23 protein-coding genes are annotated in these 24,641 nt (G+C 55.4%); 8 read left to right on the forward strand and 15 right to left on the reverse strand.

Annotation, left to right across the window (positions count from 1 at the left end; genetic code table 11):
* Positions 1-33 precede the first annotated feature (33 nt).
* From EK22_RS05835 to adk, 6 genes are all read right to left on the reverse strand, one after another.
* The gene (locus tag EK22_RS05835; protein WP_235209226.1) at positions 34-2,910 is read right to left on the reverse strand and encodes a motility hub landmark protein FimV; all 2,877 of its coding nucleotides are present in this window, start codon (positions 2,908-2,910) and stop codon (positions 34-36) included.
* A 68-nt stretch (positions 2,911-2,978) separates the two neighbouring features.
* A complete protein-coding gene (locus tag EK22_RS05840) occupies positions 2,979-4,001 on the reverse strand; it encodes an aspartate-semialdehyde dehydrogenase (protein WP_020157922.1) in 1,023 nt (340 codons plus the stop codon).
* Positions 4,002-5,087 (reverse strand): 3-isopropylmalate dehydrogenase, encoded by a 1,086-nt coding sequence (gene leuB / locus EK22_RS05845; protein ID WP_020157923.1) that lies wholly within the window; start codon positions 5,085-5,087, stop codon positions 4,002-4,004.
* A 34-nt stretch (positions 5,088-5,121) separates the two neighbouring features.
* Positions 5,122-5,757 carry a 3-isopropylmalate dehydratase small subunit gene (leuD, locus tag EK22_RS05850; protein WP_020157924.1) on the reverse strand — a complete coding sequence of 212 codons (636 nt, stop codon included), beginning with the start codon at positions 5,755-5,757 and terminating at the stop codon, positions 5,122-5,124.
* Between the two features lies 1 nt (position 5,758).
* On the reverse strand, positions 5,759-7,171 hold the full coding sequence (gene leuC, locus EK22_RS05855) for a 3-isopropylmalate dehydratase large subunit (protein WP_020157925.1): 1,413 nt from the start codon (positions 7,169-7,171) through the stop codon (positions 5,759-5,761).
* A gap of 63 nt (positions 7,172-7,234) precedes the next feature.
* Entirely contained in the window at positions 7,235-7,873 is a 639-nt protein-coding gene (gene adk, locus EK22_RS05860) for an adenylate kinase (protein ID WP_027147044.1), read from the reverse strand.
* A 319-nt stretch (positions 7,874-8,192) separates the two neighbouring features.
* On the opposite strand from adk, the gene EK22_RS05865 reads away from it, so the two are divergent.
* Entirely contained in the window at positions 8,193-8,753 is a 561-nt protein-coding gene (locus tag EK22_RS05865; protein WP_020157927.1) for a DUF1415 domain-containing protein, read from the forward strand.
* Between the two features lie 78 nt (positions 8,754-8,831).
* Here EK22_RS05865 and EK22_RS05870 read toward each other — a convergent pair whose 3' ends face one another.
* On the reverse strand, positions 8,832-9,617 hold the full coding sequence (locus EK22_RS05870; protein WP_036248902.1) for a Tom20 family protein: 786 nt from the start codon (positions 9,615-9,617) through the stop codon (positions 8,832-8,834).
* A gap of 126 nt (positions 9,618-9,743) precedes the next feature.
* Between EK22_RS05870 and EK22_RS05875 the strand changes: the two genes are divergently transcribed.
* From EK22_RS05875 to EK22_RS05885, 3 genes are all read left to right on the forward strand, one after another.
* Positions 9,744-10,040, forward strand: a complete 297-nt coding sequence (locus EK22_RS05875; RefSeq protein ID WP_036248903.1) for a DUF2288 domain-containing protein — start codon at positions 9,744-9,746, stop codon at positions 10,038-10,040.
* A 478-nt stretch (positions 10,041-10,518) separates the two neighbouring features.
* Positions 10,519-10,857, forward strand: a complete 339-nt coding sequence (locus EK22_RS05880; RefSeq protein ID WP_020157930.1) for a hypothetical protein — start codon at positions 10,519-10,521, stop codon at positions 10,855-10,857.
* Between the two features lie 230 nt (positions 10,858-11,087).
* Positions 11,088-11,852 (forward strand): complement resistance protein TraT, encoded by a 765-nt coding sequence (locus tag EK22_RS05885; RefSeq protein ID WP_020157931.1) that lies wholly within the window; start codon positions 11,088-11,090, stop codon positions 11,850-11,852.
* 102 nt (positions 11,853-11,954) lie between these two features.
* Here EK22_RS05885 and EK22_RS05890 read toward each other — a convergent pair whose 3' ends face one another.
* The 3 genes from EK22_RS05890 to EK22_RS05900 all read right to left on the reverse strand — a co-directional run bounded on the left by EK22_RS05890 (position 11,955) and on the right by EK22_RS05900 (position 15,873).
* Positions 11,955-13,238: a DEAD/DEAH box helicase gene (locus tag EK22_RS05890; protein WP_020157932.1), complete on the reverse strand. Its 1,284-nt coding sequence runs from the start codon at positions 13,236-13,238 to the stop codon at positions 11,955-11,957.
* A gap of 62 nt (positions 13,239-13,300) precedes the next feature.
* Positions 13,301-14,308 carry a GTP 3',8-cyclase MoaA gene (gene moaA, locus EK22_RS05895; protein WP_027147046.1) on the reverse strand — a complete coding sequence of 336 codons (1,008 nt, stop codon included), beginning with the start codon at positions 14,306-14,308 and terminating at the stop codon, positions 13,301-13,303.
* A gap of 140 nt (positions 14,309-14,448) precedes the next feature.
* The gene (locus EK22_RS05900; RefSeq protein WP_235209227.1) at positions 14,449-15,873 is read right to left on the reverse strand and encodes a PepSY-associated TM helix domain-containing protein; all 1,425 of its coding nucleotides are present in this window, start codon (positions 15,871-15,873) and stop codon (positions 14,449-14,451) included.
* Positions 15,874-15,962: 89 nt separating this feature from the next.
* On the opposite strand from EK22_RS05900, the gene EK22_RS05905 reads away from it, so the two are divergent.
* The 4 genes from EK22_RS05905 to EK22_RS05920 all read left to right on the forward strand — a co-directional run bounded on the left by EK22_RS05905 (position 15,963) and on the right by EK22_RS05920 (position 18,790).
* Complete coding sequence (locus tag EK22_RS05905) at positions 15,963-16,931, forward strand: ABC transporter substrate-binding protein (RefSeq protein ID WP_036248906.1); 969 nt, start codon at positions 15,963-15,965, stop codon at positions 16,929-16,931.
* A 13-nt stretch (positions 16,932-16,944) separates the two neighbouring features.
* Entirely contained in the window at positions 16,945-17,691 is a 747-nt protein-coding gene (locus EK22_RS05910) for an ABC transporter permease (RefSeq protein ID WP_036248989.1), read from the forward strand.
* Complete coding sequence (locus EK22_RS05915; protein WP_036248909.1) at positions 17,688-18,428, forward strand: ABC transporter ATP-binding protein; 741 nt, start codon at positions 17,688-17,690, stop codon at positions 18,426-18,428. The genes EK22_RS05910 and EK22_RS05915 overlap by 4 nt, the downstream gene beginning before the upstream one ends.
* A 98-nt stretch (positions 18,429-18,526) precedes the next feature.
* A complete protein-coding gene (locus EK22_RS05920) occupies positions 18,527-18,790 on the forward strand; it encodes a hypothetical protein (RefSeq protein WP_020157938.1) in 264 nt (87 codons plus the stop codon).
* Between the two features lie 55 nt (positions 18,791-18,845).
* On the opposite strand, the gene flgL is transcribed toward EK22_RS05920, so the two are convergent.
* From flgL to flgH, 5 genes are read right to left on the reverse strand one after another with little or no spacing between them, the layout of a single operon-like run.
* On the reverse strand, positions 18,846-20,120 hold the full coding sequence (flgL, locus tag EK22_RS05925; RefSeq protein WP_036248912.1) for a flagellar hook-associated protein FlgL: 1,275 nt from the start codon (positions 20,118-20,120) through the stop codon (positions 18,846-18,848).
* A 9-nt stretch (positions 20,121-20,129) separates the two neighbouring features.
* Positions 20,130-21,803, reverse strand: a complete 1,674-nt coding sequence (flgK, locus tag EK22_RS05930; RefSeq protein WP_036248915.1) for a flagellar hook-associated protein FlgK — start codon at positions 21,801-21,803, stop codon at positions 20,130-20,132.
* 42 nt (positions 21,804-21,845) lie between these two features.
* A complete protein-coding gene (flgJ, locus tag EK22_RS05935) occupies positions 21,846-22,835 on the reverse strand; it encodes a flagellar assembly peptidoglycan hydrolase FlgJ (RefSeq protein WP_036248917.1) in 990 nt (329 codons plus the stop codon).
* Positions 22,836-22,845: 10 nt separating this feature from the next.
* The gene (locus EK22_RS05940; RefSeq protein WP_020157942.1) at positions 22,846-23,943 is read right to left on the reverse strand and encodes a flagellar basal body P-ring protein FlgI; all 1,098 of its coding nucleotides are present in this window, start codon (positions 23,941-23,943) and stop codon (positions 22,846-22,848) included.
* 14 nt (positions 23,944-23,957) lie between these two features.
* On the reverse strand, positions 23,958-24,629 hold the full coding sequence (gene flgH, locus EK22_RS05945) for a flagellar basal body L-ring protein FlgH (RefSeq protein ID WP_020157943.1): 672 nt from the start codon (positions 24,627-24,629) through the stop codon (positions 23,958-23,960).
* Between the last annotated feature and the right edge of the window lie 12 nt (positions 24,630-24,641).

Consider the following 24,641-nt stretch of genomic DNA (forward strand, 5'->3'; position numbering starts at 1 on the left):
TGAACGGACTTTTTTATTATTCTGAGCCGCTACTTATTTCAAATCTTCAAGCAGCTCCATGGCCATCTTTCTTTGCTCCGATGAGCCTTTTTCGTACACCTCATCAGCAATATCCTTGGCTGCTTCGGCATCACCCATATCAATATAAGCTTTCGCCAGATCCAGTTTCGTTTCCCATTCGTCCATATCGGTCAGATCGGCAATACCGTCCTCGGCATCCTGATCTTCCGAAGCGGCAGTTGCCATATCCAGATCAAAATTAAACTCAAAATCACCGTCAAAGGCATCCTTATCGAGACCGCTATTCAAACCCGATGAAGTGTTATCAGAAAAATCAAAATCATCAGCGGTATCTTCCAAAGTACTTAAATCAAACTCACCGATTTCTTTTGCTTTTGCTTCTGTTTCAGTTTCATTCAAACCGAAATCATAGGTTTCGATGTCCTGTTCGCTTCCGTCATCGGCACTCTCGAGGGTCGACTCATCTTCGGTTGAATCTTCCGCCAACAGGTTTAGATCAAAATCAAGGCTGCCATTATTCTTGTCATCATCGACTTCAGCTTCAAAAGCGGTCAAATCAAGATCCGGTTCGGCATCCTTTGACTCGGCTTGCTCAAGGTCTGACGATGCTTCAAAGACGTCCACATCAAAATCCAGCGCACTCTCTTCCGGCTCGAGGGGCGCCTGATCTGACGGCGCTTCGTAAATGGCCTTTTCGAAATCCAGCACATTCTCTTCCTGATCGACTGTCTCCTGATCTGATGGCGCTTCAATAGCCGCCTTTTCAAAATCCAGTCCGTTATCTTCCGGCTCGATAGTATCCTGACCTGATGAGGCATCAAAATCCGACGGGGTTTCAAAGGCGGACATGTCGAAATCCATCTCATTGGCATCGTCCGTGTCACCGGCGCCAATATTTGACTCATCGTTTAAATCGGCAGGACTGTTTGATTTGGCGGCCGCACTCTCATGCGCCGCAATCTGGGAAGAAAACAGCGCCGAATCCGGGCAGATTTCGCTGCCCATCTCGATGACTTTGGCCCAGAAATCCGGCTCATCTTTTTTACCTTCGGCGGCTAACTCGCCTGCGTAACTCTCAAAGGCTTGCTTATTTTCGTTAGCGTAGAAAATTTCCAGCAGTTTCAACTTGCATTCATCACGATCCGGCTGATCATTGATGGCGTGCCGCATAAGCTCTTCCGCCTGTTGATAGCGGCCATACGCCAGGTAGACATCGGCTTCGGAAATCGGATCGATTTCACTCTGCTCCGTGTCGAACGCACCAAAATCGCTAGGCGTAAATTCACTCAAGAAAGAACTTTCACCGACTGTGCCGACATTATAAGACGCATTCTCCTCAACGATCGGCATGGAAAGACTTTCGTTTGCCTCGGCTTTCTGCTTCCAACTGGAGGAGGCGAACATGCTGTCGGCATTGGTTTCACGATCAACCTTGCGTTTCCGCCACCATAACCAGCCCAGCAGGGATAAAACGCCGATACCCGCGCCGCCAACTCCCAGATAATACAAATTATCGGATGCCGGTTCCGGCGCTCTTGCCGCTGGCTTGGCTTTCTCGACGGCGGCCGGCGGCGGCGCGGCAGCAGTCTCCGCATGATGCTGTAAAGCGGTCAGCTGTTCATCTTTGAGAGCGAGCAACCTTTGCATCGCGGCCAGCTGATGCTCGAGTTCCGCCAATTTCTTTTGCAAAGCCGCATCCGTCAATGCTGCGCTGTCCGAACTTGCGTCTCCGGTCGCGGCTTCGGCGTTCATTTGCTGTGCGTCAGCCTTGGGCTTTTCAGCTGTGGCCTGATCACTCTTTGTCGCTACGGCTACATTTTCCGTCACTGTAGCCTCAGTCGGCGCAATCAGTTTTAAATGATTGTCGACCGGCTCTTGCCTGGCGGTTTCAGCACCGATGGGAGCCGGCTTCTCGACAGGTGCTGGCTTCTCGACAGCCGCGGGCTTCTCGGCAGGCGCCGGCTTGTCGACCGCAGCGGGCTTGTCGACCGCAGCGGGCTTCTCGACTGGCGCCGGTTTATCGGCCGCAGCGGGCTTCTCGACTAGCGCCGGTTTGTCGACAGCTGCGAGCTTCTCGACTGGCGCCGGTTTTTCGGCGGCAGGCTTGACGGCAGACTTTTTCCAGTCTTCAGTTTGCCGGTTAAATTCAGCCAGCGCTTCCTTCTTGGGTAATTTTAGAACGGCCTCTTTTTCCGGAATTTTCAGTTTCTTTCCCGCCATCAAGGCATTCACATTCTGTTTATAGAATGCGCCAGGATTTTGCTGATAGAGCGCCATCATCATCTGTTCCATGGACACGTCAGAATCGCTGTTCACGCGCTGGGCAACCTGCCAGAGCGAGTCATTCTTCTTGACAACAACATAGCCTTTATTCGCACCCGCGACAGGCTGAGGCCTTGTCTGCGGAGTAGGCGCCGGTTGACGTTGCGGCATGGAATCCTGCTCCGGCACATGGCTTTCAATGCTGACCGGAACAGGAAGCGTGGCTTGGCTATAAGTGGCGGGAGGATCCACCAGAACGGTAAATTCACGGTATAGATTGCCTTTAGGCCAGCTCACTTCAAGCAGCAGATCCAGGACCGGCTCTTTTAATGCCTCTCTTGAGCTGAGCTTGATGACCACCGAACCGTTATGCCCGACAACCGGCTCAAACTTGATTTTCGACAGGAAATACGACCACGGTACTCCCGCCTCATCAAATTTGTCAGGCGGCGCCAGGCTGACCTTGATATCGGCAACATTCTCACCTGCCGAAACAACCAAAGGAATCTCGGCATTCAGGTTCTGATTAAGGGCCGAGTGCAATTTAATATCGCCAATCCCTAACGGATAAGCACTAGCAGGTGCCAGTAACGATACAACCGCTAAAGTTCTTGTTAAATTGCGCACGTTGCCTCCTCCACAAATATTTACCACAGTCTCTTACCGTGAACAGTTAAATCACAGATAAGCTTAGTCTAGATGTGATTTTTTACCAGCACTTCGGCTATTTGCACGCTATTTAATGCGGCGCCTTTGCGAACATTATCGCCGACGACCCATAGATCGATTCCCTGAGGATGTGAAATGTCTTCCCGGATGCGCCCGACAAACACTTCATCGTGGCCTGATGACTCGGTAACCGCGGTAGGATAGCTGCCATCCTTGCGCTCATCGATCACCCTGATGCCGGGAGCTTTTTCGAGTAGCGCCTTGACTGCCGCGACGTCGATTTTTTTGCGCGTTTCAACATGCACGGCTTCTGAATGGCCGTAAAAAACCGGCACCCTTACCGCCGTGGCGTTAACCTTGATGCTATCGTCGCCGAGGATCTTGCGGGTTTCCCAGACCATTTTCATCTCTTCCTTGGTATAGCCGTTGTCCTGGAAAACATCGATTTGCGGCAACACATTGAAGGCGATCTGTTTCGGGTACACGCTGGCTTCCGCAGGCTTGCCGTTCAGCAGTTGCGCGGTCTGCCGGGCCAGTTCCTCAATCGCGTCCTTGCCGGTGCCGGAGACGGCCTGATACGTGCAGACGTTGATCCGGTCGATGCCGGCCGCGTCATAAATCGGCTTTAAAGCCACCAGCATCTGGATTGTCGAGCAATTCGGATTGGCGATGATGCCGTGATTCTTGTACTCGGCGATCTTTTCAGGGTTGACTTCGGGCACGACCAGCGGAATATCGTCGTCGTAACGGAACTGCGAAGTGTTATCGATCACGATGCAGCCCGCGGCGGCCGCTTTCGGCGCATAGATGGCCGAAACCGAAGCGCCGGGCGAAAACAGGCCGATCTGCGCCTTCGAGAAATCAAATTCGGCCAGATCCTGCACTTTCAAAGTGCCGCCCTTGAAGGGAATCCGCTTGCCGACTGAATTGCTGCTCGCCAGGGCATAGACCTCGCCGACCGGAAAATTACGCTCTTCCAGGATGGCCAGCATCGCCTCGCCGACCGCACCGGTCGCGCCCACGACTGCAACGTTATAAAGTTTGCTCATTTAGACCTCCGATTTTAAAGCTGAAACCACGGCATCGCCCATCTGCGCCGTGCCGATTTTTTGCATACCCTCGGAGTAAATATCGGCGGTACGCACCTTGGCATCCAGCGCCGCATTGACCGCTTTTTCGATACGGTCGGCCGCTTCGGCCTGATTGAAGGTGTAACGCAACATCATCGCTGCCGACAGGATAGTCGCCAACGGATTGGCAATGCCCTTGCCGGCAATGTCAGGCGCCGAACCGTGAATCGGCTCGTACATGCCTTTACCGTTCGCATCGAGCGATGCGGATGGCAACATGCCGATGGAACCGGTCAGCATGGAGGCCGCATCGGACAGGATGTCGCCGAACATGTTGGTCGTCACCATCACGTCGAACTGCTTGGGCGCACGCACCAGCTGCATGGCCGCATTATCGACATACATATGGCTGAGTTCGACGTCCGGGTATTGCTTGCCGACCTCGGTCACGACTTCGCGCCATAATTCGGTGCATTCGAGCACGTTGGCCTTGTCGACCGAGCACAGACGGCGGTTTCTTTTCTGTGCAATCCGGAACGCGGAATGAGCTATGCGCCGGATTTCCGATTCGCTGTAGACCAGCGTGTTGAAGCCTTGGCGCTCGCCGTTCTCCAGAACCCGGATACCGCGCGGCTGACCGAAATAAATGCCGCCGGTCAGCTCGCGCACGATCATGATATCGAGGCCAGCCACGACGTCCGGCTTCAGGGTAGAGGCATCAGCCAGCTGCGGGTACAGAATGGCCGGCCGCAGGTTCGAGAACAGCTCCAGCTCAGAGCGCAAGCCCAGCAGGCCTTTTTCGGGGCGTACCGAGATATCCAGCGATTCCCATTTCGGTCCGCCGACCGCGCCCAGCAGCACGGCATCAGCCTGTTTGACCAGGTCGATAGTCTGCTGCGGAAAAGGCGTGCCGTGCACATCATAGGCGGCGCCGCCGATCAGACCGTTTTCAAAAACCAGACCCAGATTCATTTCGGCGTTCAGGCAGTCCAGCACTTTAATCGCTTCCGCGACGATCTCAGGACCGATACCGTCGCCGGGCAACACTGCAATTTTTTTTGTCATTAAATCTAAAACCTTTTTCTTTTAATATTGATAATTAATCAGCGAACAGCCAGGGCGCCCGTTTCGCGCGCGCGGCCTCGTAAGCTTTAATCTCATCGGCATGCTGCAACGTCAGGCCGATGTCATCGAGCCCATTCAGCAGGCGGTATTTGCGGTTTTCATCGACATCGAAACCAATTTCCCGGCCGGAGGGCGTGGTGATTTTTTGCAGGGCCAGATCAATGGTCAATTGATAGCCCTCCGTCAATTCCTTGAACAGGCTGTCGACCACGTCGGCCGGCAGGGCGATCGGCAACAAGCCGTTTTTAAAACAGTTGTTATAAAAAATATCGGCGAAGCTGGGCGCGATGATGGCTCTGAAGCCGTAATCCTCCAGCGCCCAGGGTGCGTGTTCGCGCGAAGAGCCGCAACCGAAATTCTCGCGCGTCAGCAAAATCTCGGCCCCCTGGTATTCAGGTTTGTTCAGGACGAAATCCGGATTGAGCGGCCGATCCGAGCAGTCCATATCCGGCTCGCCATGATCCAGATAACGCCACTCGTCGAACAGATACGGGCCGAAACCGGCACGGCGTATCGATTTTAAAAACTGCTTCGGAATAATCGCATCGGTATCGACATTGGCTCGATCCAACGGTGCGACCAAAGCCGTAACTTTAGTAAAGGCTTTCATATCACTGACCCTCCCAGGTGCTGATATCGACAAAATGGCCGGCAACCGCTGCGGCCGCGGCCATGGCGGGGCTGACCAGATGCGTGCGGCCGCCGTAGCCCTGCCGGCCTTCGAAATTGCGGTTCGACGTCGACGCACAGCGCTCGCCCGGCTCCAGCCGGTCGGCGTTCATGGCCAGACACATGGAACAGCCCGGATCGCGCCATTCAAAGCCGGCCTCGATAAAGATCTTGTCCAGGCCTTCGGCTTCCGCTTGGCTTTTTATCAGCCCCGAACCCGGCACTACCAGCGCCTGTTTGATGTTGGCGGCCACTTTCCGGCCCTTGGCGATGGCCGCGGCGGCGCGCAAATCCTCAATGCGCGAATTGGTGCAGGAGCCGATAAAGACCTTGTCCAGCCAGATATCGGTAATCGCCTGGCCGGCCTTTAGGTCCATGTAGTCAAGCGCCCGGAGCATGCTCTTTTGCTTGACCGGATCGGTTTCCAGCGCCGGGTCGGGGATGTGCTGGTCGACCGCGACGACCAGTTCCGGAGATGTGCCCCAGGTTACCTGCGGCTTGATAGCCGTCGCATCGACTTCGATCACTTTGTCGAACACGGCATCGGCATCGGAATGCAGCCGCTGCCACAGGCGCTCGGCCATGAACCAGTCCTCGCCCTTGGGCGAATAAGGACGGTCTCGGTAGTAATCAATCGTGACCTCATCGACGGCAATCAGACCGGCACGGGCGCCGGCTTCTATGGCCATATTGCAGACCGTCATGCGGCCTTCCATCGACAGGGAGCGTATGGCGCTGCCGGCAAATTCGATCGTATAGCCGGTGCCTCCGGCCGTGCCGATTTTGCCGATAATCGCCAGCACGATGTCTTTGGCCGTCACGCCGGGGCCGGTTTGACCGTTGACGTTGATCAGCATGTTTTTGGCTTTTTTCTGCATCAGGCATTGTGTGGCCAGCACATGCTCGACTTCCGATGTGCCGATGCCGAACGCCAGCGCGCCGGAAGCGCCGTGCGTGGAGGTGTGAGAATCGCCGCAGACCACGGTCATGCCGGGCAAGGTCGCGCCTTGCTCGGGACCGACCACATGCACAATGCCCTGGCGCACGTCGCCCATATCAAATTCGGTGATGCCGAACTCGGCACAGTTTTGATCCAGTGTGTCCACCTGCAGACGCGAAACCGGATCGGCGATGCCTTGATCACGGTCGGTTGTCGGCACGTTATGATCGGCCACGGCGAGATTGCGGGACTGCCGCCACGGCTTTCTGCCTGCCAGCCGCAGGCCTTCAAAAGCTTGCGGCGAGGTGACCTCGTGCACTAAATGGCGATCGATATAGATCAGCGAAGAGCCGTCGTCTTCGGTATAAACGACGTGATCTTCCCATAATTTGTCATATAAAGTTTTACCTGACATAGCTCTTTGGTAGGGTTAGGCCGCTCGGGCGGCAATCATTTAAGTGTGAATTGTTCTGACTGTTCAGCCTAAAATGGCGAAAACCTTGGCCGTGATTTCCTCGACCGGACCGACGCCGCTGATCGATGCGAACTTGACCGGACGGCCTTCGGCGGAATAATAGCCGACCAGCGGTTTGGTCTGTTCGTGATAGACGCTGAGGCGCTTGCGCACGGTTTCTTCCTTGTCGTCGTCGCGCTGAATCAAGGCTTCGCCGGTAACGTCATCGACACTATCGACTTTGGGCGGATTGAATTCGATATGATAGGTGCGGCCCGAAGGCAGATGCACGCGCCGGCCGGCCATGCGCTTGACGATTTCCTCATCGGCGACGACGATTTCAATAACGGTATCGATCGTCACGCCCATGGCCTCCAGGCCCTCTGCCTGGGCGATCGTACGGGGAAAACCGTCCAGCAGGAAACCGTTGGCACAGTCAGGCTGGGCGATGCGTTCCTTGATCAACCCCAGAATGATGTCGTCGGATACCAGGCCGCCGGCATCCATGACTTTTTTGGCTTCCACGCCCAGCGGCGTGCCCATCCTTACTGCCGCCCTGAGCATATCGCCGGTGGAAATCTGCGGAATGCCGTATTTTTCAGTGATAAACTGAGCTTGAGTTCCTTTCCCTGAACCGGGACTTCCTAAAAGGATGATGCGCATAAAATACTCCAAGTGTGGCGCCAGAAAATCTAAGAATAATTTTGTGGCCGCATAAAAAATTGAACCGCCTATTTTATAACACAACCTATTTAATCTCTTGTAAAAATACGTCTGTTTACTTATTCTTGTCCGGCTCCCTGGGCTTTAGAAGGAAATTCGGACCTATTGACGCATTAACGCTTATCGTTTGACAACATGATCTGATCGATAGCGATTTTTCCTGATATTGCTCTTGCTTTTGATTAGAACTGGCACAGCAATTCCCTGGAAAGCCCCTCTTTTAGAGGTTTTTCCGGATTTACCGGCAACCGCACCGCTTATGTCCACATTCACCGACCCACAAATCCTCAACGCAACGCAAGCCTGGTTAACATCGGTCATCATCGGCTACAACATCTGCCCTTTTGCAAAACGCGAATGGGACCGCGGCAGCATTTATTTCACCGTCAGCCGCCAGACGGATATTGAGATCTGCCTGGAACATCTGATACAGGAATGCGAGCGACTGGACAGCGACGACGGCATTGAAACCACCTTGCTGATTTATCCGGATGCTTTCGCGGCATTCGATGATTACCTGAACTATCTGAACATTGCCGAGCAGTTATTGATCGAGCAAGGTTACGAAGGCATTTACCAGCTGGCAAGCTTCCATCCCGAATACTGCTTTGAAGGCGCGGCATTGGATGATCCGGCCAATTATACCAACCGATCGCCCTATCCGATGCTACACCTGCTGCGCGAAGCGAGCATCGAGCGGGCCGTGGCCGCCTACCCGCATCCCGAAAACATCCCGGAGCGCAATATTGAGCTAACGCGCGCCTTAGGCCTGGCCAAAATGCAAGCCTTACTGGCGGCCTGTTATCAGACCGGTCAATAAAGCGCCGGCCGTGCGGGCATAAAAAGAAAACACATAAGGCGCCGGCCTGCCGTCCACGCCTTATGCGGGAGCTGAAAATTATTTAGCGCTTTCCCCGGCATCCGAGGCGTCTTCCTTGCGCGCTTCCTCTTCCGCGGGCGTTTCTTCCTTGGCCGGAGGCGTATCGCCCTCAATACGAACCTCTTCTTCAACCGGAAGCTCTTCGTTGACTTTTTCTTGAGCCTCGAGTTCCGCGGTTTCTTCGGTCACGGCCTCTTTTTTCCGCTTTAATGCGTCTATAAACTCAACGAACCAGCCCTGCTGTTTAACAGCCGCAATATCAGGATCATCAACAATAGCCTCGGGATCAGGTATGATGCCCTTATCCCGGGCATATTCCAATGCATTCAGGCATGCGGTTTCATCGCCGCGCAAAGCATAAATACAGGCCAGATTGTAGGAAGCGGCTCCGGCTTGAATGGCATTGGCTTTCTCGAACTGCTCCTCGGCCATGTCATACAAGTGATCCTCGGGCTTGGCGCCTTTAGCCCGAGCCAGATCCATATAAGCCACGCCGCCGTCTATGGCCGCGCCCAGATAATTGGGGTCTATGGTCAGACAAAAAGCGAATCTCGCTATGGCCTCCTGATAAATACCGGCCGCTTCTTCGCCCGACTTGAGTTTTGCGTGGTGCAATAACGCAAAGCCCCAATTATACAAAGCTTCAGCAAGCATGGGATTATCGCTTACGACATCGGCATAGCCCTGATAGACTCTTTTAAACAATTGATCGGCCTTGCCGGCTTCGCTTTTACGCGCCTCGGCTGTTTGTTTAATGGCTGAATTCAGTTTCGCTCTCTTGGTAAACGCCCCGAATAACGACATGCACCTGTCTCCTTCATCTAGTGGGTTATAATTATCTTGCTGAATATTAGCAGCCTCACATTCTAATCACCGGATTCAATGTGTCAATAAACACATTACCGACACGTAACCAAGAGAACATTATTAATGAGTCAAGCTGAAATTGATCTGATCAGAGAAAAAGTCAACCTGGAAACCTCACAAATAGCCTGGAAAGAACTGCAGCGTTTTTTTGCCAGCGGCACAGCCGTCTATGTCGCGCCAGACCTGGACCTGGTTGAAGTCGCTTATCAGTTTTCGATGGATAATAAAGCCCTGGTCGAGCAATGGATGCAAAACGGCCAACTGGGCCTGGTATCGGATCAGCAGGCCATCGACTGGCTTGAAGCAGACGCCCAGGTATGGGCCGTAGTGGTCAAGCCCTGGATACTGGTTCAACCCTGAAAGAACCGATCGTATATATTTATGATAACCGGAGATAATATTTTCACTCGTTATAAATAGTTAATTCCGGTATTGCTCCTTATTTAAGGATTGGGGCGTCAATAATTTCCCTGTTTAACGCCGACGATAGACAGCGCCATTCGCGAGCTGCGCTCAGCCCATCCTATGCAGGATTCCAGTTTCAGGAAGTCATTTTTAGCCAAATCCTAAACCGCGCATTAGCTTCAAGCCAAAACCGATTGAAATAACAAATCCTGAAAGCTACAATCAATCGGCCCTGCCAGCTAAACCAGGTCATGCATGTCCATTTTCATGCGGTCTTATAACAATCAATACTACCTATTTGTAAGCTTGCGCGGCCACCATTGGTTGATTCCAAAAGCGTGTTTTGGCCTGACTAACAGGAGCTTTGATATCAGTCCTCTATCCCAAAAGGCTCTGAACCAAGGTTAATGACCGTAAACAAAGGGGGAAAGTGATGATAAATCTGCATAACATGGCTTTATATACCTTGCTGCTTGGCTATACGCTGGGTTATAGCAACGCATGGGCGGATGCCGTGTCGGAAAAAAGCCGGATTGAAATCCAGAAAAGCCTGAACGAACAAGTGCTTTCCAGTCCTTTCAGCGTGGAGGACGATGCAAAACTGGAAGCTTATATCAAGGATGCCACGGAAAGGGGCAAGCCGCCCCGGTCAACGCCCAGCAAATATTGGCGGCGAGGCTATACCTGCCGTGATTTAAGAAGATATTCGTGGCTCGACTATCGCGATTGCAGCTATTACTACCGTTATTACGGGCGTTATTGGCCTTTCTAAAATTCGATCGGCCTTGTCCGGTATTTTCAAAAATAGAATCAGAACATAATAAAAACAATACTATTCTTTAAGAGGCTTTCTTACCGTATCAACTTAACCATCAATTATTCCGTGCCCGCTCGAACCTATGGATTTTAAAATCTAAAAAAAATAATTTTTATCGAGTCCATTACCGCGCGATCCGGATTTTTTACAGTCATTTAAAAATATCAAAAATTGGGGGGAAATAAATGGAAAATATTCAAGGCAGAACCATTACCAAACTTACTGCGGTGGTAGCGCTCCTGGGCTTATTAAACGGGTGTTCCGCCGTGCATACATCAATTGCCAAAAAGGATCTGGACGTTCAGACCAAGATGAGCGACACGGTCTTCCTGGATCCGGTCGGTCCTGGCAAAAAAGTGATTTATCTTGATGTCCGCAATACCTCGGACAAATCCAATTTCGACATCTTAAATGCGGTCAGACGCAGCCTTGAGGCAAAAGGCTATACGGTTTCCAATAATCCTGACACTGCCTACTATTGGTTACGAGCCAATATATTGAGCGTGGACAAGGCCAGTCCGACAGCGGCAGAGACAGCATTAGGCTCAGGCTACGGCGGAGCGTTTACCGGCGCCGCTCTGGGCTCGGCCATCGGCGGCGCGACTCATGGCTGGACCGGCGCCGGCATTGGCGGCTTGGCCGGGATCGTGGCTGGCGGCCTGGTTGAAACCGTCGCGGATGCCGCCGTAAAGGATGTGACGTATATGGTCGTGACGGACGTTGAAATTGCCGAAAAAGCCAAAGACGGCGTCATTATCCGTCAGGATAGTCAACAAGATGCCAAACAGGGCATCGGCGGCTCAAGACGACAGACATCTTCGGAACTCAGCGATAGAAAAAAATACCGCACCCGAATCGTCAGCACCGCCAATAAAGTGAACCTGGACTACGAAGAAGCCGCACCCGAGTTAACGAACGGCCTGGTGCGCTCTATTTCGGGAGTTTTCTAGGAAAAAGCAGACCATGCATACCCGGCATCCTTGATGCCGGGTATTGAACCGGGATCGACAGATCCAAGCGCGATTTCAGCAAAAAACAGCACGACCGGAAACTCACCGACGTCCGCTTCTCAGGCTTTTGCGTCCATCCTTGCCCGGCCGGGCTCTGCGTTTTTCGATAGTCTTCTTATGCCGGTAATCCTTCTTGCCGGTATTTTTATTCGGCGCACTCTTTTTGGGCATATCGAGGACTTTCAGCGATACCGGTTCATACCCGGTGTCGGCTACGCGCGGAATCTGGCGTTTCAGCAGTTTTTCAATTTCCGCCAGCAGATAGGCTTCCTCGGGACATACCAGCGACAACGCCTCGCCGCTTGAACCGGCGCGTCCGGTACGGCCGATGCGGTGCACGTAATCCTCGGCCACTTGGGGCAAATCAAAGTTAACCACATGCGGCAACTGCTCGATATCGAGGCCGCGCGCCGCGATGTCGGTCGCGACCAGCACCGCTATTTTGCCTGTTTTAAAATACTCCAGCACCTTGTTGCGCGCGCCCTGCGTTTTATCGCCATGCAGGGCGCCGGCCCGAATACCGTCCTGCTGCAATTGTTTCTCCAGCCGGTCCGCGCCATGCTTGGTCCGCACAAAAACCAGAACCTGCTTCCAGTTGCCGCTGCCGACCAGGTAAGACAGCAATTCCCGCTTGTACTCGCGATTGATGCCGTAAACCCGCTCCGATATCGTGTCCGCCGTGGCGTTCTGCCTGGCGACTTCCACTTCGACCGGATCACGCAGCACCGATGCGGCCAGCGTCTTGATCTCATTCGAATAGGTGGCCGAAAACAGGAGATTCTGACGCGCTTCAGGCAGCCATGACAGAATCTTGCGGATATCGGGCATGAAGCCCATATCGAGCATGCGATCGGCCTCATCGAGCACCAGAATTTCCACCCTGGACAAGTCGACGTTTTTCTGCAGCACATGATCGATCAGGCGGCCGGGCGTGGCGATGATGATATCGCAGCCTCTACGCAAATTGCGGATCTGCGCGTTGATATTGACGCCTCCATATATCGCCTCCGCATAAAGCGGCAAATATTTGCCGTAGGTCTTTACGCTCTCATGGACCTGAACGGCGAGTTCGCGCGTCGGCGCCAGGATCAGCGCGCGCACGGGACGCGGTTTTCGCGCTTGCGACGGATCGGCCGTCAACCGCTGCAGCAAAGGCAGGGTGAATCCGGCCGTTTTGCCGGTGCCGGTCTGGGCACCGGCCAGTACATCGCGTCCTTCCAGAATCAACGGAATGGCCTGCTGTTGAACGGGCGTAGGCATCGTATAGCCTTGCTCCGCGACCGCTTTAAGGAGTCCCTCGGTTAAACCGAGCTGGTCAAAAGACATGAAAAAACCTCGGGTAAGAGAAATGGTTTGGAAAAGAAGAGGAAACTGCGTAATGGGGGCCGTTAGCCGCCCGTTACGTTCATGTGCCGCAGGATAATCGGCTGCTCATGGATATTGAATTCGTGCTTTTCGGGCTTGATCGACATCGCATCGATAATGGCCTGTTTCAGCACGTCAGTATTGCCGGGGTGAGCCCGGAGGACTTTCTTTAAATCGACCGAATGCTCATTGCCGAGACACAACAACAAGCGGCCTTCCACGGTCAGGCGCACACGGTTGCAGGTGCTGCAGAAATTCTCGCTGTGCGGGGAAATGAAACCGACGCGGGTCCGGCTGCCGACCACCTTGAAGTAGCGCGAAGGCCCGCCGGTTTTTTCGGTCGATGCGATCAGGGAAAACTCCCGCGCCAGATCGGCCTTGATCAGATCGCTGGAATAATAAGCTTCCGAGCGGTCATGCTGATTGACGACGCCCAGCGGCATTTCCTCGATGAAGCTGATATCGATGCCGTTATCGACGGCGAACCGGACCAGATCGCGAACTTCCAGATGATTTCTGCCTTTCAGGATGACCGCATTGATCTTCAACCGCTCAAACCCTGCCTCCCTGGCGGCCTGAATGCCTTTCAGGACCTGCTGCAGGTCGCCTGTCCGCGTTATGGCCTTGAATTTATCGGCGTCGAGCGTATCGAGGCTGACATTGATGCGTTTTACCCCGGCCTTTTTCAGCGCGCCCGCCATTGTTGCCAATTGCGAACCGTTCGTCGTTATGACCAGCTCACCCAGACCTTCGATTTTGCCGATATTTTCCAGCAGCTCCAGCGCGCCTTTTCTAACCAGCGGTTCGCCGCCGGTCACGCGGATTTTTTTCACGCCCAGTTCGACAAAGGCCCTGGCCAGGGTATAAATTTCTTCCAGCGTCAGAACCTGCGCGCGCGGCAAAAACGTCATGTCTTCGGCCATGCAGTATACACAGCGGAAATCACAGCGATCGGTAATGGAAATTCTCAAGTAATCAACTGTCCGGCCGAAGCGATCGATCAATTGAGCAGGATTAGATGAATGACTCATATCACTAAGGTAAAAAAATCCAAGACGGCCATCTTACCACATTGTCTCGCCATGCGTTGTCAGCCGTTTTGTAAAATGCACTATGGCATAGACCTTGTCAGGTAGCCGATCTATCCGGTTATTTATACATTTGACGGGCTTTAACTGTTTTTGCCTATGCGTTTTTGCTGATTCGCCATCGCCATACGCCACCTTTCAAGCTGCCGCAGCAGTAAGGCAAGTCCTGCCGCAATGTGCGGCCGGGCCTTTCGCGCCAGCATGACACCATGGCGGCAAAGCGCCAGGCCGACGCGGTAGCTGTGCCGGGCCAACCGGTAAAACATCGGCCGCAATGCGGCAAAATCGATCTTTCTGTCGCGGATCCTGCCGCGCCGATACAACCAGTGCAGCAAACCGCTGACATAGAGAAAGAAAAGACTCTGGCCGGCCAAAAACCAGATAAACCGGCCGGTATCATTCAAAGCTTCGCCGGTGTGTAACGGCCATATCCAGGTCGCAATCGTCTCGCCGGCGGAAAAATCTTTCGGATTGCGCACGTCCTTGACCTGGCCGCTCCAGCGGTCCACCCAGACCGTGGTATAAGGGTGGCGCCGATTGATTTCGCCGGGCTGGCGCAAGTTGATGCGATAAATGCCGCTATCGCCGACCGGGGTGGTAATGCGCCGAAGTTCGGTACGGGGGAAGCCCCCCTGAGCCATGAATGTCGCCGCCGCCAGACCGGTTGGATGATTGTTGGGCACCGCCGTGCTGAGGATATCGCGGCCCGTCTCGCCATGTGCCATGCCCGAGGCGCCGGCCAGGGATTCCAGCAGCGAGGGATAGCTCAGCAAGACTCCCGTGCCTGACAGCACCAGCAGCACAACCGCACTGAGCAAGCCGATAGAGCGATGCAGATCGAAAGCCAGCCGGATCATGCCGGCATCAGGCCGAATCGTGAACGCCTGCCGAAGCTGCCGCGTGCCCGGCCACCATAAATACAGTCCCGTGACGATAGAAATCATCAGCAACGCCCCCAGAATCCCCACCGCATTCCCGCCGAAGCGGTCGGATCGAAGCCGGGTGTGCAGATCCAGCAGCCAGGTCGTCACGGTCCGACCCCAGAAACGGCTGCTGACGACCTCCGCCGTATAGGGATTGACAGACACCATGAGCGGGGCATAAAGCTCGAAAAACGTCTCCTGCGGTTTATCGTACCAGGCGGTTGCCATGCTGTGCGGCGACCTCGGCATTTCCAGCGTCCAGGCGCCGTGACGGTCCGGATGCGCCTGCCGCACCGCGGCCATGATCCGGTCCAGCGACTGGTACTTGCCCGGCGGCTGTTCGATGACCAACTGCGGATTCAGCAGTTCGTCCAACTCCTCACGGTACACGCTGACGCTGCCGGTCAGGCCCATCAGGGCGAAGAAGAACCCGGCGATCAGCGCCAGATAAAGATGAACCTTGAGCCAGGTTTGCCGAGTCAGTCTGCGTTGCATGGGATATTGGATTGCCATGAAAAAAATGGGGGCATTATCCCACAGGCGCACGGGATTGTCCTGATAGCGTAGGCGTATCGCTCGACACACGGCTTCCAGGCGATCAAGCTAAAACCTCGCATGAAATCCCGCATGCAGATAGAATATCAAGATTTTTAATTCATATCGGGAGAGACGCCATGAAACTCAATGCCTTGTTTATCGGCCTCTGCATGCTGGTATCCGGTCACAGCTTCGCTACTGAAAAGACCACGATCCGGATCGGCGTGCTTGCCTTCGGGACTGTCGACTGGGAATTGTCGGCGCTGCAAAACGCCCCTGAAACGGCATCGGCTGATTTTAAACTGGACATACAGCGGCTGGCCAATCCCGAGGCCGGTAAAATCGCGCTGCAATCGGGCGCCGTCGACATGATCGTCTCGGACTGGATCTGGGTGTCGAAACTGCGCGCGACCGGCTCCGATTACACGTTTTACCCCTATTCCTCGACATCGGGCGCCCTGGTCGTGGCCGATAACAGCCCCATCCAGACACTGAAGGATCTGAAAGGCAAGCGCCTGGGCATTGCCGGCGGCGAACTGGATAAAAACTGGTTGCTGTTGCAGGCGCTGGCACAAAAACAGCAGTTGGATTTAGATGCTCAAGTAGACAAAGTCTTCGGCGCTCCCCCCTTGTTGAACCAGCAGATCAAGCAAAACCGCATCGACGCCGTGCTCAATTACTGGCATTTTGCCGCCCGGCTGGAAGCGCAAGGCTACCGTCAAATCATCGACGGCAAAGGCATGATCAAAGCGCTGGGCATCGATGAAGAAGTGCCCAGTCTCGGTTATGTGTTCAAGCAAAGCTGGGCCATGAATCATAAGAAGGCGGTCAACGATTTCCTGGCCGCCAGCCAGCAGGCTCAAAACCGGCTCTGTACATCCGATGCCGTCTGGCAGAAAGTCATTCCGCTGACCCAGGCGAAAGACACGCCAACCCAAAATAAGCTCAGGCAGCGTTACTGCGAAGGCCGCATCGAGCAATGGGGCGAACCTCAGCAGCAAGCGGCCGACCGCCTTTATGCAATGCTGCGCACGTTAAGCAATAATAAGCTGACAGGCGATTCGGAAAGCCTGCAGCCGGGCATCTTCTGGTCGATTGAACAATAAAAGGCCCGGGCATTTGAATAGTCGTCAAAAACTGCTGCCGGCCCTGTCCCTGCTGGCCTTTCTGGCGCTCTGGCAGGGGCTGGCCGTTTATTTAAGCAGCAGCGTGCTGCCGGCACCGAAAGCCGTAGCCCATGTTTTCTGGCGAGAGACCGTCTCGGGGCAACTGCCCTATCACCTGGGCGTTACCCTGCTCCGCCTCGTGGTCAGTTTCACCATCGCCATGCTGCTCGGTTGCGCGCTCGGCATCGTTTTGGGCCGGCATAAAAAGCTCGATGCCTTCTTCGACAACTGGCTGGTCATTTTCCTGAACATTCCGGCCCTGGTCACGATCATCCTGTGCTATGTCTGGTTCGGCCTGATCGAATCGGCCGCCATTCTGGCCGTCGTCATCAACAAGCTGCCCAACGTCACCGTGACCATACGCGAAGGCACCCGGGCGCTGGACCAGGACTTGCTGGAAATGGCCCGCTGCTACCGCTTCGGCCGGCGTAAAACCTTTACGCATGTGATCTGGCCGCAACTGCACCCGTTTGTCATGAGCGCGACGCGCTCAGGATTGGCGTTGATCTGGAAGATCATTCTGGTGGTCGAATTATTGGGTCGCGGCAACGGCATGGGTTATCAGCTGCATTTGTTTTTCCAGCTGTTCGACGTGGCCGGCATTCTGGCTTATACGATCGCCTTCGTGGCCGTCATTCAACTGATAGAACTGGTGATTCTGAAGCCTTTGGATAGAAAATCGCTGCGGTGGCGCCGATGACCGACATCCGCATCCGCATCAACAGCAAAACTTATCCGGCCATAGGCCAGGCGGGGAAACATCAAGCCATCGCCAATCTCGACCTGTCGATGAAGGCCGGCGAATTCGTCTGCCTGGTCGGCCCTTCCGGCTGCGGCAAGACAACGCTGCTGAATATTACCGCCGGTTTGGATCATGATTATGACGGCGAGATTCTGCTGGGTTCGCAGCACACGCACCCCAGAATCGGCTATGTGTTCCAGAATCCGCGTCTGCTGCCCTGGCGAACGGTCAGAGAAAACATTGAACTGGCGCTGGACAGCGCTCAATCGCCGGATCAGATCGATCCCTTGCTGGAGACCATGCAGCTGACCCGGGCGCAGCATGTTTACCCCGAACGCCTGTCCTTGGGCATGAGCCGCCGGGTCGCCATCATCCGCGCGTTTGCCGTCGATCCCGACCTGCTGTTGATGGACGAGCCCTTTGTCTCGCTCGATGCGCCGACAGCGAGGCAGGTGCGGGATCTGCTGCTGAAACTGTGGCGGCAGCGCCCGCATACGGTTTTGTTCGTCACCCACGACCTGCGCGAAGCCATAGCGCTAGCGGACCGGCTGGTCTTCCTGTCTGCCTCGCCCATGCGGGTCCTGCGGGAACTGACCGTCCCCATCGCCAGGAATGAACGCCATAACGAGGCGCTGATCGAATCCTACAGGCAGCAGTTGATGAACGATTACCCGGAGATAAGACAGTTGTTATAACCCATACCCCCTTGAAATAAAGGGTTAAATGTCCGATACTTAGGGCTTTTTTAAGCCTTAGCCGGGCTTGCCATACCACCAATGGAGGCTAACAAAGCATGAACAAAAAATTTATCTTGGGATCGGCAATTGCAGCGATTGCGTTAAGTCCATTAACCGCATCGGCAACCAGCGATGACGAGCAATACCCCGCCGCCAATTTCCAGCCTAAGGTTATCTACATCGATGAAGAAGCTGCCGCCAAGGCCTCTGCCGAGGAATCATCGGCCAAACCTGAAAGAAAGAAAGCCGAGTTCGACCCGAACTATCCGGCGGCAAATTTCGAGCCTAAAGTCATTTTCCCCGTTCCTGAAAACGGATAAGCGCTAACTGAAAAATCGGGGAGACAGGATTTTGCTTCTATCCGTCTCCCCGCCTTCACAGATAATTAAACAGTGATAACTGTTGAACCTTGGCGTAGGCCTGCTGCGCCGCCTGCAACGATACCGTCTGTAAATTAAACCGGCTGATGGCCTCGGCGTAGTCGAGGTCTTGCGTCTCGGAAAGCGTCGTTTGCGTGTCCAGGATGAACTTTTCGTTGTGCAGTTCCTGGTCGTCCAGGGCATTCAACCGCGCCCCGACACTGGTTCTGGCCCTTAAAAAACTGTCCAGGGCCGAATCAAGGTCCGTCAAGACGTTGTTGAGCTGTTCATTCAGAACATTCGTTGCCGGCAGATCGGCTCCCGTTCCCGTTTGCCCCTCGGCAAAGCCCGCATCCGTCAAAAAACCGCCCGTACCGGCATTGATCGTTATCGACGACGCCGCGCCCTGCGTGCTCGATACAAATTCGATGTTATTACCGCTGGAGCGCGCCGTTATGCCGGCCGCGGCCAATCCCGCCGTCGCATTGATCGCGCCCACCACCTCGTCCAGGCTGGCATAGTTGCCGCTCAGGCTCACGGTGACAGGCCCGCCGGCATCGCTGCTCAGATCAAACGATGTAGGTGCCGCGGAATAATCCAGGCCGTAGCGCAAAAACCGGTCGCCGGTGATGGCGCCGGAGGCGGCCTGAAAATCGCCGCCCAGATTGTCGGACAAGGCTTTCAGGGTATTGAAGATACTGCGTTTGCCATCCGCGCTGGCGGCCGAATCGATATTCTCGAACACGTCAAGCCCCAAATCGCCGTCGGCTACCTGCCGCTCCGGGCCGATTTGCAGGACGCGCTGATTGATGCCGCCCTGATAAACATAGCTCTGGCTGCCGGAATCGTAAGCGAAAGGCGGCACGCTGGACAAGTCGCCGGAAAAGATGAATTCGCCGTTGGCGTTCTTGGTATTGGCCAAGCCTGCCAACTCATCCAGCAACTGATCCACTTCCTGCTTGATGGCCAGCCGGTCATTGCTCGACAGCGTCGCATTCGCGGCCTGTATCGTCAATTCCTTGGCGCGAAACAGCACATCTTCCGAACCGGCCAGCACCGACTCTTCGATATTCAAGCGTGCCCGCGCGGTAAAAATATTGTCCTGGTATTGATGAGTCTTATCGATCGTTTCCTGCAGGTCCAGCGCCCTGACCGCCGCGGCCGGATCATCGGCGGGGGTCAGCACTTTAAGCCCGGTTGACAGCTGCATCTGGGTCTTGGACAGGCTGGCTTGCCGGGCCAGCATGCTGTTCACGCCCAATTGCTGGGCCCAGGATGTTGAAATTCTCATACCCTCTCCTTACCTTATCGCCCCGAGCAGCGAGTCGAACAAAGAACCGCTCATGGAAATGACCTGGGCGGCGGCCTGATAGGACTGCTGAAACTTGATCAAATTGGCGGCCTCTTCATCGAGATTGACCCCGGCCAGACTTTCGAATGAACCTTTCGCCTGATTCAGCAGCGTTTCCTGCGCCGAGACGCTGACCGTGGCGGCATGCGTCAGGGTGCCGACTTCCGAGACGATCTGTCCGTAACCGCCGGCGAAGGTACTGACGCCGCCCAGCATGCTGCCTTTGTTTTCCAGTGCGGCTAAGGCCAGCGCGTTCCTGTTGTCGCCGGGCATGGGTCCGTTCACGACATAGGCGTTACCGTCGCTGTCGACGGCGGCATTGGTTGCCGCCGCGATTTTCAGCGGATCGGTAATGTTGACGCCGATCGACTGCGCCCCTTGGGATGCGGGCTTGATCAGGAAACTGTCGCCGGCCGCCACAGTGCCGGGCGTAATGGTCAAGCCGGGCACGGCGTTGGTCAGCTGGGCCGGTGTCAGCGTCTGGAATGACTTATCATTGATACGTGTCAGTTTATAGCTGGCGCCGTCAAAATCCAGCTGATAATCGCTGAAATCCATGGCGCTCACGTCAGAATAGCCGACCGCGATGGAAGCGCCGGCGCTGTTCGCCGCACCATTTACGACCGGCACGGCGGCAGGATCGATGCCGGAAAAAAAGTCAGCCCCGGCATTGCCGGCCAAATCATAACCGGCCGTATGCACGGCATTGAATTCCGTGGCCATGCTGATTGCAACGCGCCCCAGTTTTGGCTGCGCCGGGTCCAGCACTTCATCGCGAAACCGCAAGGCGCCGGCCAGCTCTCCGCCGCTGATGTTCCTGGTGATGTCACCGCCGCCCTGTATCGCGATGCTCAGCCTGGCGGGGTCCAGCTCGGATTGCCTGACCTCCAGTTGATTGCTCTGCCCGCCCAGGACCAGGGACTGGCCTTGCCCCGTGAACACGCTCAGCCCGCCGTTTGAGTCGGCAACGACGGAAATATCGATCAGTTCGGACATCTTCAGCAACAGGTTGTCCCGTTGATCCAGCAGGTCATTGGGCATCTGTCCGTTCGGGGTCTTGCCCGTTTCGATCACGATGCGCTGGTTAAGATCGGCTACCGCCGTCGCATACATATTGATACTGTCGACCTTGCTGTTGATGTCCTGATTGACCTGCGCGCGCAGTTCATTAAAGCGCGCGTCCATCGTATGAAAGCGCTGCGTCAATATTTCGGCTTCCGAGAGCATGACCTGCCGGGCCGGAATCGAGGTCGGATCATCGGCCAGTTCATGCACCGCATTGAAGAAACGTTTGATCGCGGGACTCAGGCCGGTACTGGGATCGGCCATCAGATTGTCAACCTGCGAGGCGAGTTTCTGGTATTTATCGGCCTCACCGAATGCCGAGGCGCTGGTACGCACTTGCGCCGTGATGAACTGGTCATAGCTGCGCGTCACGTTGGCGACATTGACGCCCTGGCCGATAAATCCCGGTCCGAAAAACAGCTCGGGCTTAGTCGCCAGCTCGGCACGCTGACGGCTGTAGCCTTCGGTATTGACGTTGGCGATGTTATGACTGGTCGTTTCCAGCGAGCGCTGGAAGGCCATGAGCCCTGACAATGCCGTGCCTAAAATACCTGTCATAGTCGTGTCCTTTGCTGAGGGTTAACTGCTACCCGGATGCCGTCAATCATTCATTGCCACGGATAATCCGGGTTCGTTCAGGGTACTGCTGTTGTAAATGCGCATGACTTTGTCGGCATAGTGCGGATCGGTCGCATAGCCGGCCCGTTGCAACGATTGCACATAATGTTCGGCATTGCCCGCCTGTTCCAGGGCGTTCTGATAACGCGGATTATTTTTTATAAAGCGCACATAATCCTGAAAACTGTCCTGGAACGAGTCGTAGGATCTGAAGCCGGCATTGACCTTTTTGGCGATGCCGTCCTCGAATTCCAGTGTCGGCACTTGCGCCTGCTTGCCCTGCCAGGCTTTATCGGCCTTGATGTTAAACAGGTTGAAGCTGCTGCCGCCATCGCCGTGTTTTATCAGCGACCGCCCCCATCCCGTCTCCAGCGCTGCCTGCGCCAGAATGACCCGGGGCTCGACGCCCAATTCCCGCCCCGCCCGCTCGGCCATGGGCCACAACTGCCGGACAAAGTCCTGTGCCGACTGTATCGGCAGGGCCTGCTCATTCTTTAATGCGGCTTCGGATGTTTCTTCGACGGAACTGTCGAACAAGCGCTCCAGTGCTTGATGCGCCTCGCTTTCGTGCTTGTGGACCCGCGGTTTGTCGGCGGCATTGGCATGTCTGGAGATGGACTTCGGCGTCGAGGACGAGCGGTTCAGGTAATCCTCAAGCTCGAGTTTTTCATTAGCGGGTTTCTCGTCGCTGAACTGCTTGACGATCAAATCGGCCAGGCCGACCGAGCCCGACAATTGCACAGCCAGCTGCTGGTCATACATGTCGTTGTAAAATTGGCTCTGGTCATTGTCCATGATGCCGTCGGCCAGCTTGGCGTCGCGCATGCTTTTCAGCACATTATTCAGGAAAATCGCCTCAAACTGCCGGGCCGTTTCCTTCAACGCTTCCGGCGATTCTTTCCGGGCTTCGTTTTTCAGCTTCGCCAGTCCGTTAAAATCGGTATAAACATCAGCATGATTGACGTTCTGCATGACAACCTCTCTAGATCACGATCAGTTCGGCGCGCAAGGCGCCGGCCGTTTTCAGCGCTTCCAGGATAGCCACCAGATCGCTGGGCGCGGCGCCCACATTATTGACGGCCTGCACGATTTCATCGAGCGAAACGCCGGGATTAAATACAAACATGTGATTTTTTTCTTCCTCCACCCGGATGCTGGACTGCGGCGTCACGGCCGTCTGCCCGGACGAGAAGGCGTTCGGCTGGCTGACTTGCGGATTCTCGCTGATCGTCACGGTCAGGCTGCCGTGCGACACGGCCGCCGGCTGTACCCTGACCTTGCTGTTGATGACCACGGTGCCGGTGCGCGAATTCACGATGATGCGCGCCGGCGCATCGTCGGGCGCGACGTTGATGTTCTCGACCATGGACGCGAACGTGACCTTCTGGCCCGGATCGCGCGGCGCCCTGACCCGGACCGATGTCGCATCGATGGGCTTGGCCGTGTTGCCGCCGAGCATGTTGTTGATGGATTCGGCCATGCGGTTGGCGGTGGTGAAATCCGGCGTATGCAGGTTGAACACCAGGCTGTCGCTGTCGGCGAACGGCGTGTTGACCGTACGCTCAACCGTGGCGCCGTTAGGGATGCGGCCGACGCCGGGGTTGTTGACGGTGATGTTGGAGCCGTCCCGGCCCGACGCGCTCAGGCCGCCCACGACCAGATTACCCTGCGCCATCGCGTAAACCTGGCCGTCCGCGCCTTTCAACGGACTCAGCAATAACGTGCCGCCGCGCAGGCTCTTGGCATCGCCGATCGAGGACACGGTCACATCGATCTGCTGGCCGGGCTTGGCGAATGGCGGCAGCTCCGCCGAAACAGCCACGGCGGCGATATTCTTGGCTTTGGGATCGATGCCGGGCGGCAGGGTCAGCCCCAGACGCGCCAGCATACTGCGCACGCTTTGGCCGGTAAACCGGGTTTTATCGCCGGACTTATCGAGACCGACGACCAGGCCGTAACCGATCAGCTGGTTAACCCGAACGCCCTCGATAGCGGCGATATCCTTGATGCGCTCGGCCCAGGCCGGCGCCGTGCAGGACAGGGCCAGCAGCGTCAGAGAAATGGTTTTTATTAGCTTCATAATCGCCCGCCCGCTTAGAATGGGAACCAGGGGCTCTGCAGTATGCGTGAAAACCAGCCGATCCTGCTGGCGTCCGCCATGGCGCCGCTGCCGGTATACATAATAGTCGCATCGGCGACCTTGTCCGACGAGATGGTATTGGCGGTATCGATATCGACCGGCCTGACGATGCCCGACAACCTGACATACTCATCGCCCTGGTTCAAGGTCACGCGTTTCTCGCCGCGCACCTTTAAATTGCCGTTCGGCAGCACTTCCACGACCGTCACCGAAATATCGCCGCTCAGGCTGTTGCTCTGATTCGCGCCGCCCTCGCCTTCGAATTCGGTGGCAAAATCCACTTCGGTTTTCATGTCGCTGCCCAGCAGCGACTCGGCCGCCATGCCGAACAGGTACGGCACCGAACCGCTCATGCGCGTATCCTTCTTGGTATCGAGATCGGCTTTCTTTTTCGCCTGCGTCCGTTCCGTTAGCCTGATCGTCAGAATATCGCCGACCCGCATGGCCTTATAGTCCTCGAACAGGCGCATGTCGTATCCGGCCTGATAAATGCCGCCGGTATTCTGCACCGGCGGCCTTAAATCGGCCGGCTGCACCGGGGCAAAGGCCGGGTCCCTGGGCGGCAGCGGCGTACAGGCCGGCAGCAGCGTCAGAACGGCTGCGATCAGCTGGATTTTTTGTCTCATCTCACGCACCTG

The organism is Methylobacter sp. BBA5.1 (genome assembly GCF_000746145.1).
In the GTDB taxonomy this organism is placed as follows: Bacteria; Pseudomonadota; Gammaproteobacteria; order Methylococcales; family Methylomonadaceae; genus Methylobacter; species Methylobacter marinus.

Excerpts from the sequence above, each read along its gene's own strand:
- EK22_RS05915 (WP_036248909.1), top strand. The coding sequence starts at position 17,688 with ATGACCGACATCCGCATCCGCATCAACAGCAAAACTTATCCGGCCATA.
- EK22_RS05940 (WP_020157942.1), bottom strand. The coding sequence starts at position 23,943 with ATGAAGCTAATAAAAACCATTTCTCTGACGCTGCTGGCCCTGTCCTGC.
- flgJ (WP_036248917.1), bottom strand. The coding sequence starts at position 22,835 with ATGCAGAACGTCAATCATGCTGATGTTTATACCGATTTTAACGGACTG.
- EK22_RS05920 (WP_020157938.1), top strand. The coding sequence starts at position 18,527 with ATGAACAAAAAATTTATCTTGGGATCGGCAATTGCAGCGATTGCGTTA.
- leuD (WP_020157924.1), bottom strand. The coding sequence starts at position 5,757 with ATGAAAGCCTTTACTAAAGTTACGGCTTTGGTCGCACCGTTGGATCGA.
- leuB (WP_020157923.1), bottom strand. The coding sequence starts at position 5,087 with ATGACAAAAAAAATTGCAGTGTTGCCCGGCGACGGTATCGGTCCTGAG.
- EK22_RS05875 (WP_036248903.1), top strand. The coding sequence starts at position 9,744 with ATGAGTCAAGCTGAAATTGATCTGATCAGAGAAAAAGTCAACCTGGAA.
- EK22_RS05880 (WP_020157930.1), top strand. The coding sequence starts at position 10,519 with ATGATAAATCTGCATAACATGGCTTTATATACCTTGCTGCTTGGCTAT.
- leuC (WP_020157925.1), bottom strand. The coding sequence starts at position 7,171 with ATGTCAGGTAAAACTTTATATGACAAATTATGGGAAGATCACGTCGTT.
- EK22_RS05905 (WP_036248906.1), top strand. The coding sequence starts at position 15,963 with ATGAAACTCAATGCCTTGTTTATCGGCCTCTGCATGCTGGTATCCGGT.
- EK22_RS05870 (WP_036248902.1), bottom strand. The coding sequence starts at position 9,617 with ATGTCGTTATTCGGGGCGTTTACCAAGAGAGCGAAACTGAATTCAGCC.
- flgH (WP_020157943.1), bottom strand. The coding sequence starts at position 24,629 with ATGAGACAAAAAATCCAGCTGATCGCAGCCGTTCTGACGCTGCTGCCG.
- moaA (WP_027147046.1), bottom strand. The coding sequence starts at position 14,308 with ATGAGTCATTCATCTAATCCTGCTCAATTGATCGATCGCTTCGGCCGG.
- EK22_RS05885 (WP_020157931.1), top strand. The coding sequence starts at position 11,088 with ATGGAAAATATTCAAGGCAGAACCATTACCAAACTTACTGCGGTGGTA.
- adk (WP_027147044.1), bottom strand. The coding sequence starts at position 7,873 with ATGCGCATCATCCTTTTAGGAAGTCCCGGTTCAGGGAAAGGAACTCAA.
- EK22_RS05840 (WP_020157922.1), bottom strand. The coding sequence starts at position 4,001 with ATGAGCAAACTTTATAACGTTGCAGTCGTGGGCGCGACCGGTGCGGTC.
- EK22_RS05890 (WP_020157932.1), bottom strand. The coding sequence starts at position 13,238 with ATGTCTTTTGACCAGCTCGGTTTAACCGAGGGACTCCTTAAAGCGGTC.
- flgK (WP_036248915.1), bottom strand. The coding sequence starts at position 21,803 with ATGACAGGTATTTTAGGCACGGCATTGTCAGGGCTCATGGCCTTCCAG.
- flgL (WP_036248912.1), bottom strand. The coding sequence starts at position 20,120 with ATGAGAATTTCAACATCCTGGGCCCAGCAATTGGGCGTGAACAGCATG.
- EK22_RS05865 (WP_020157927.1), top strand. The coding sequence starts at position 8,193 with ATGTCCACATTCACCGACCCACAAATCCTCAACGCAACGCAAGCCTGG.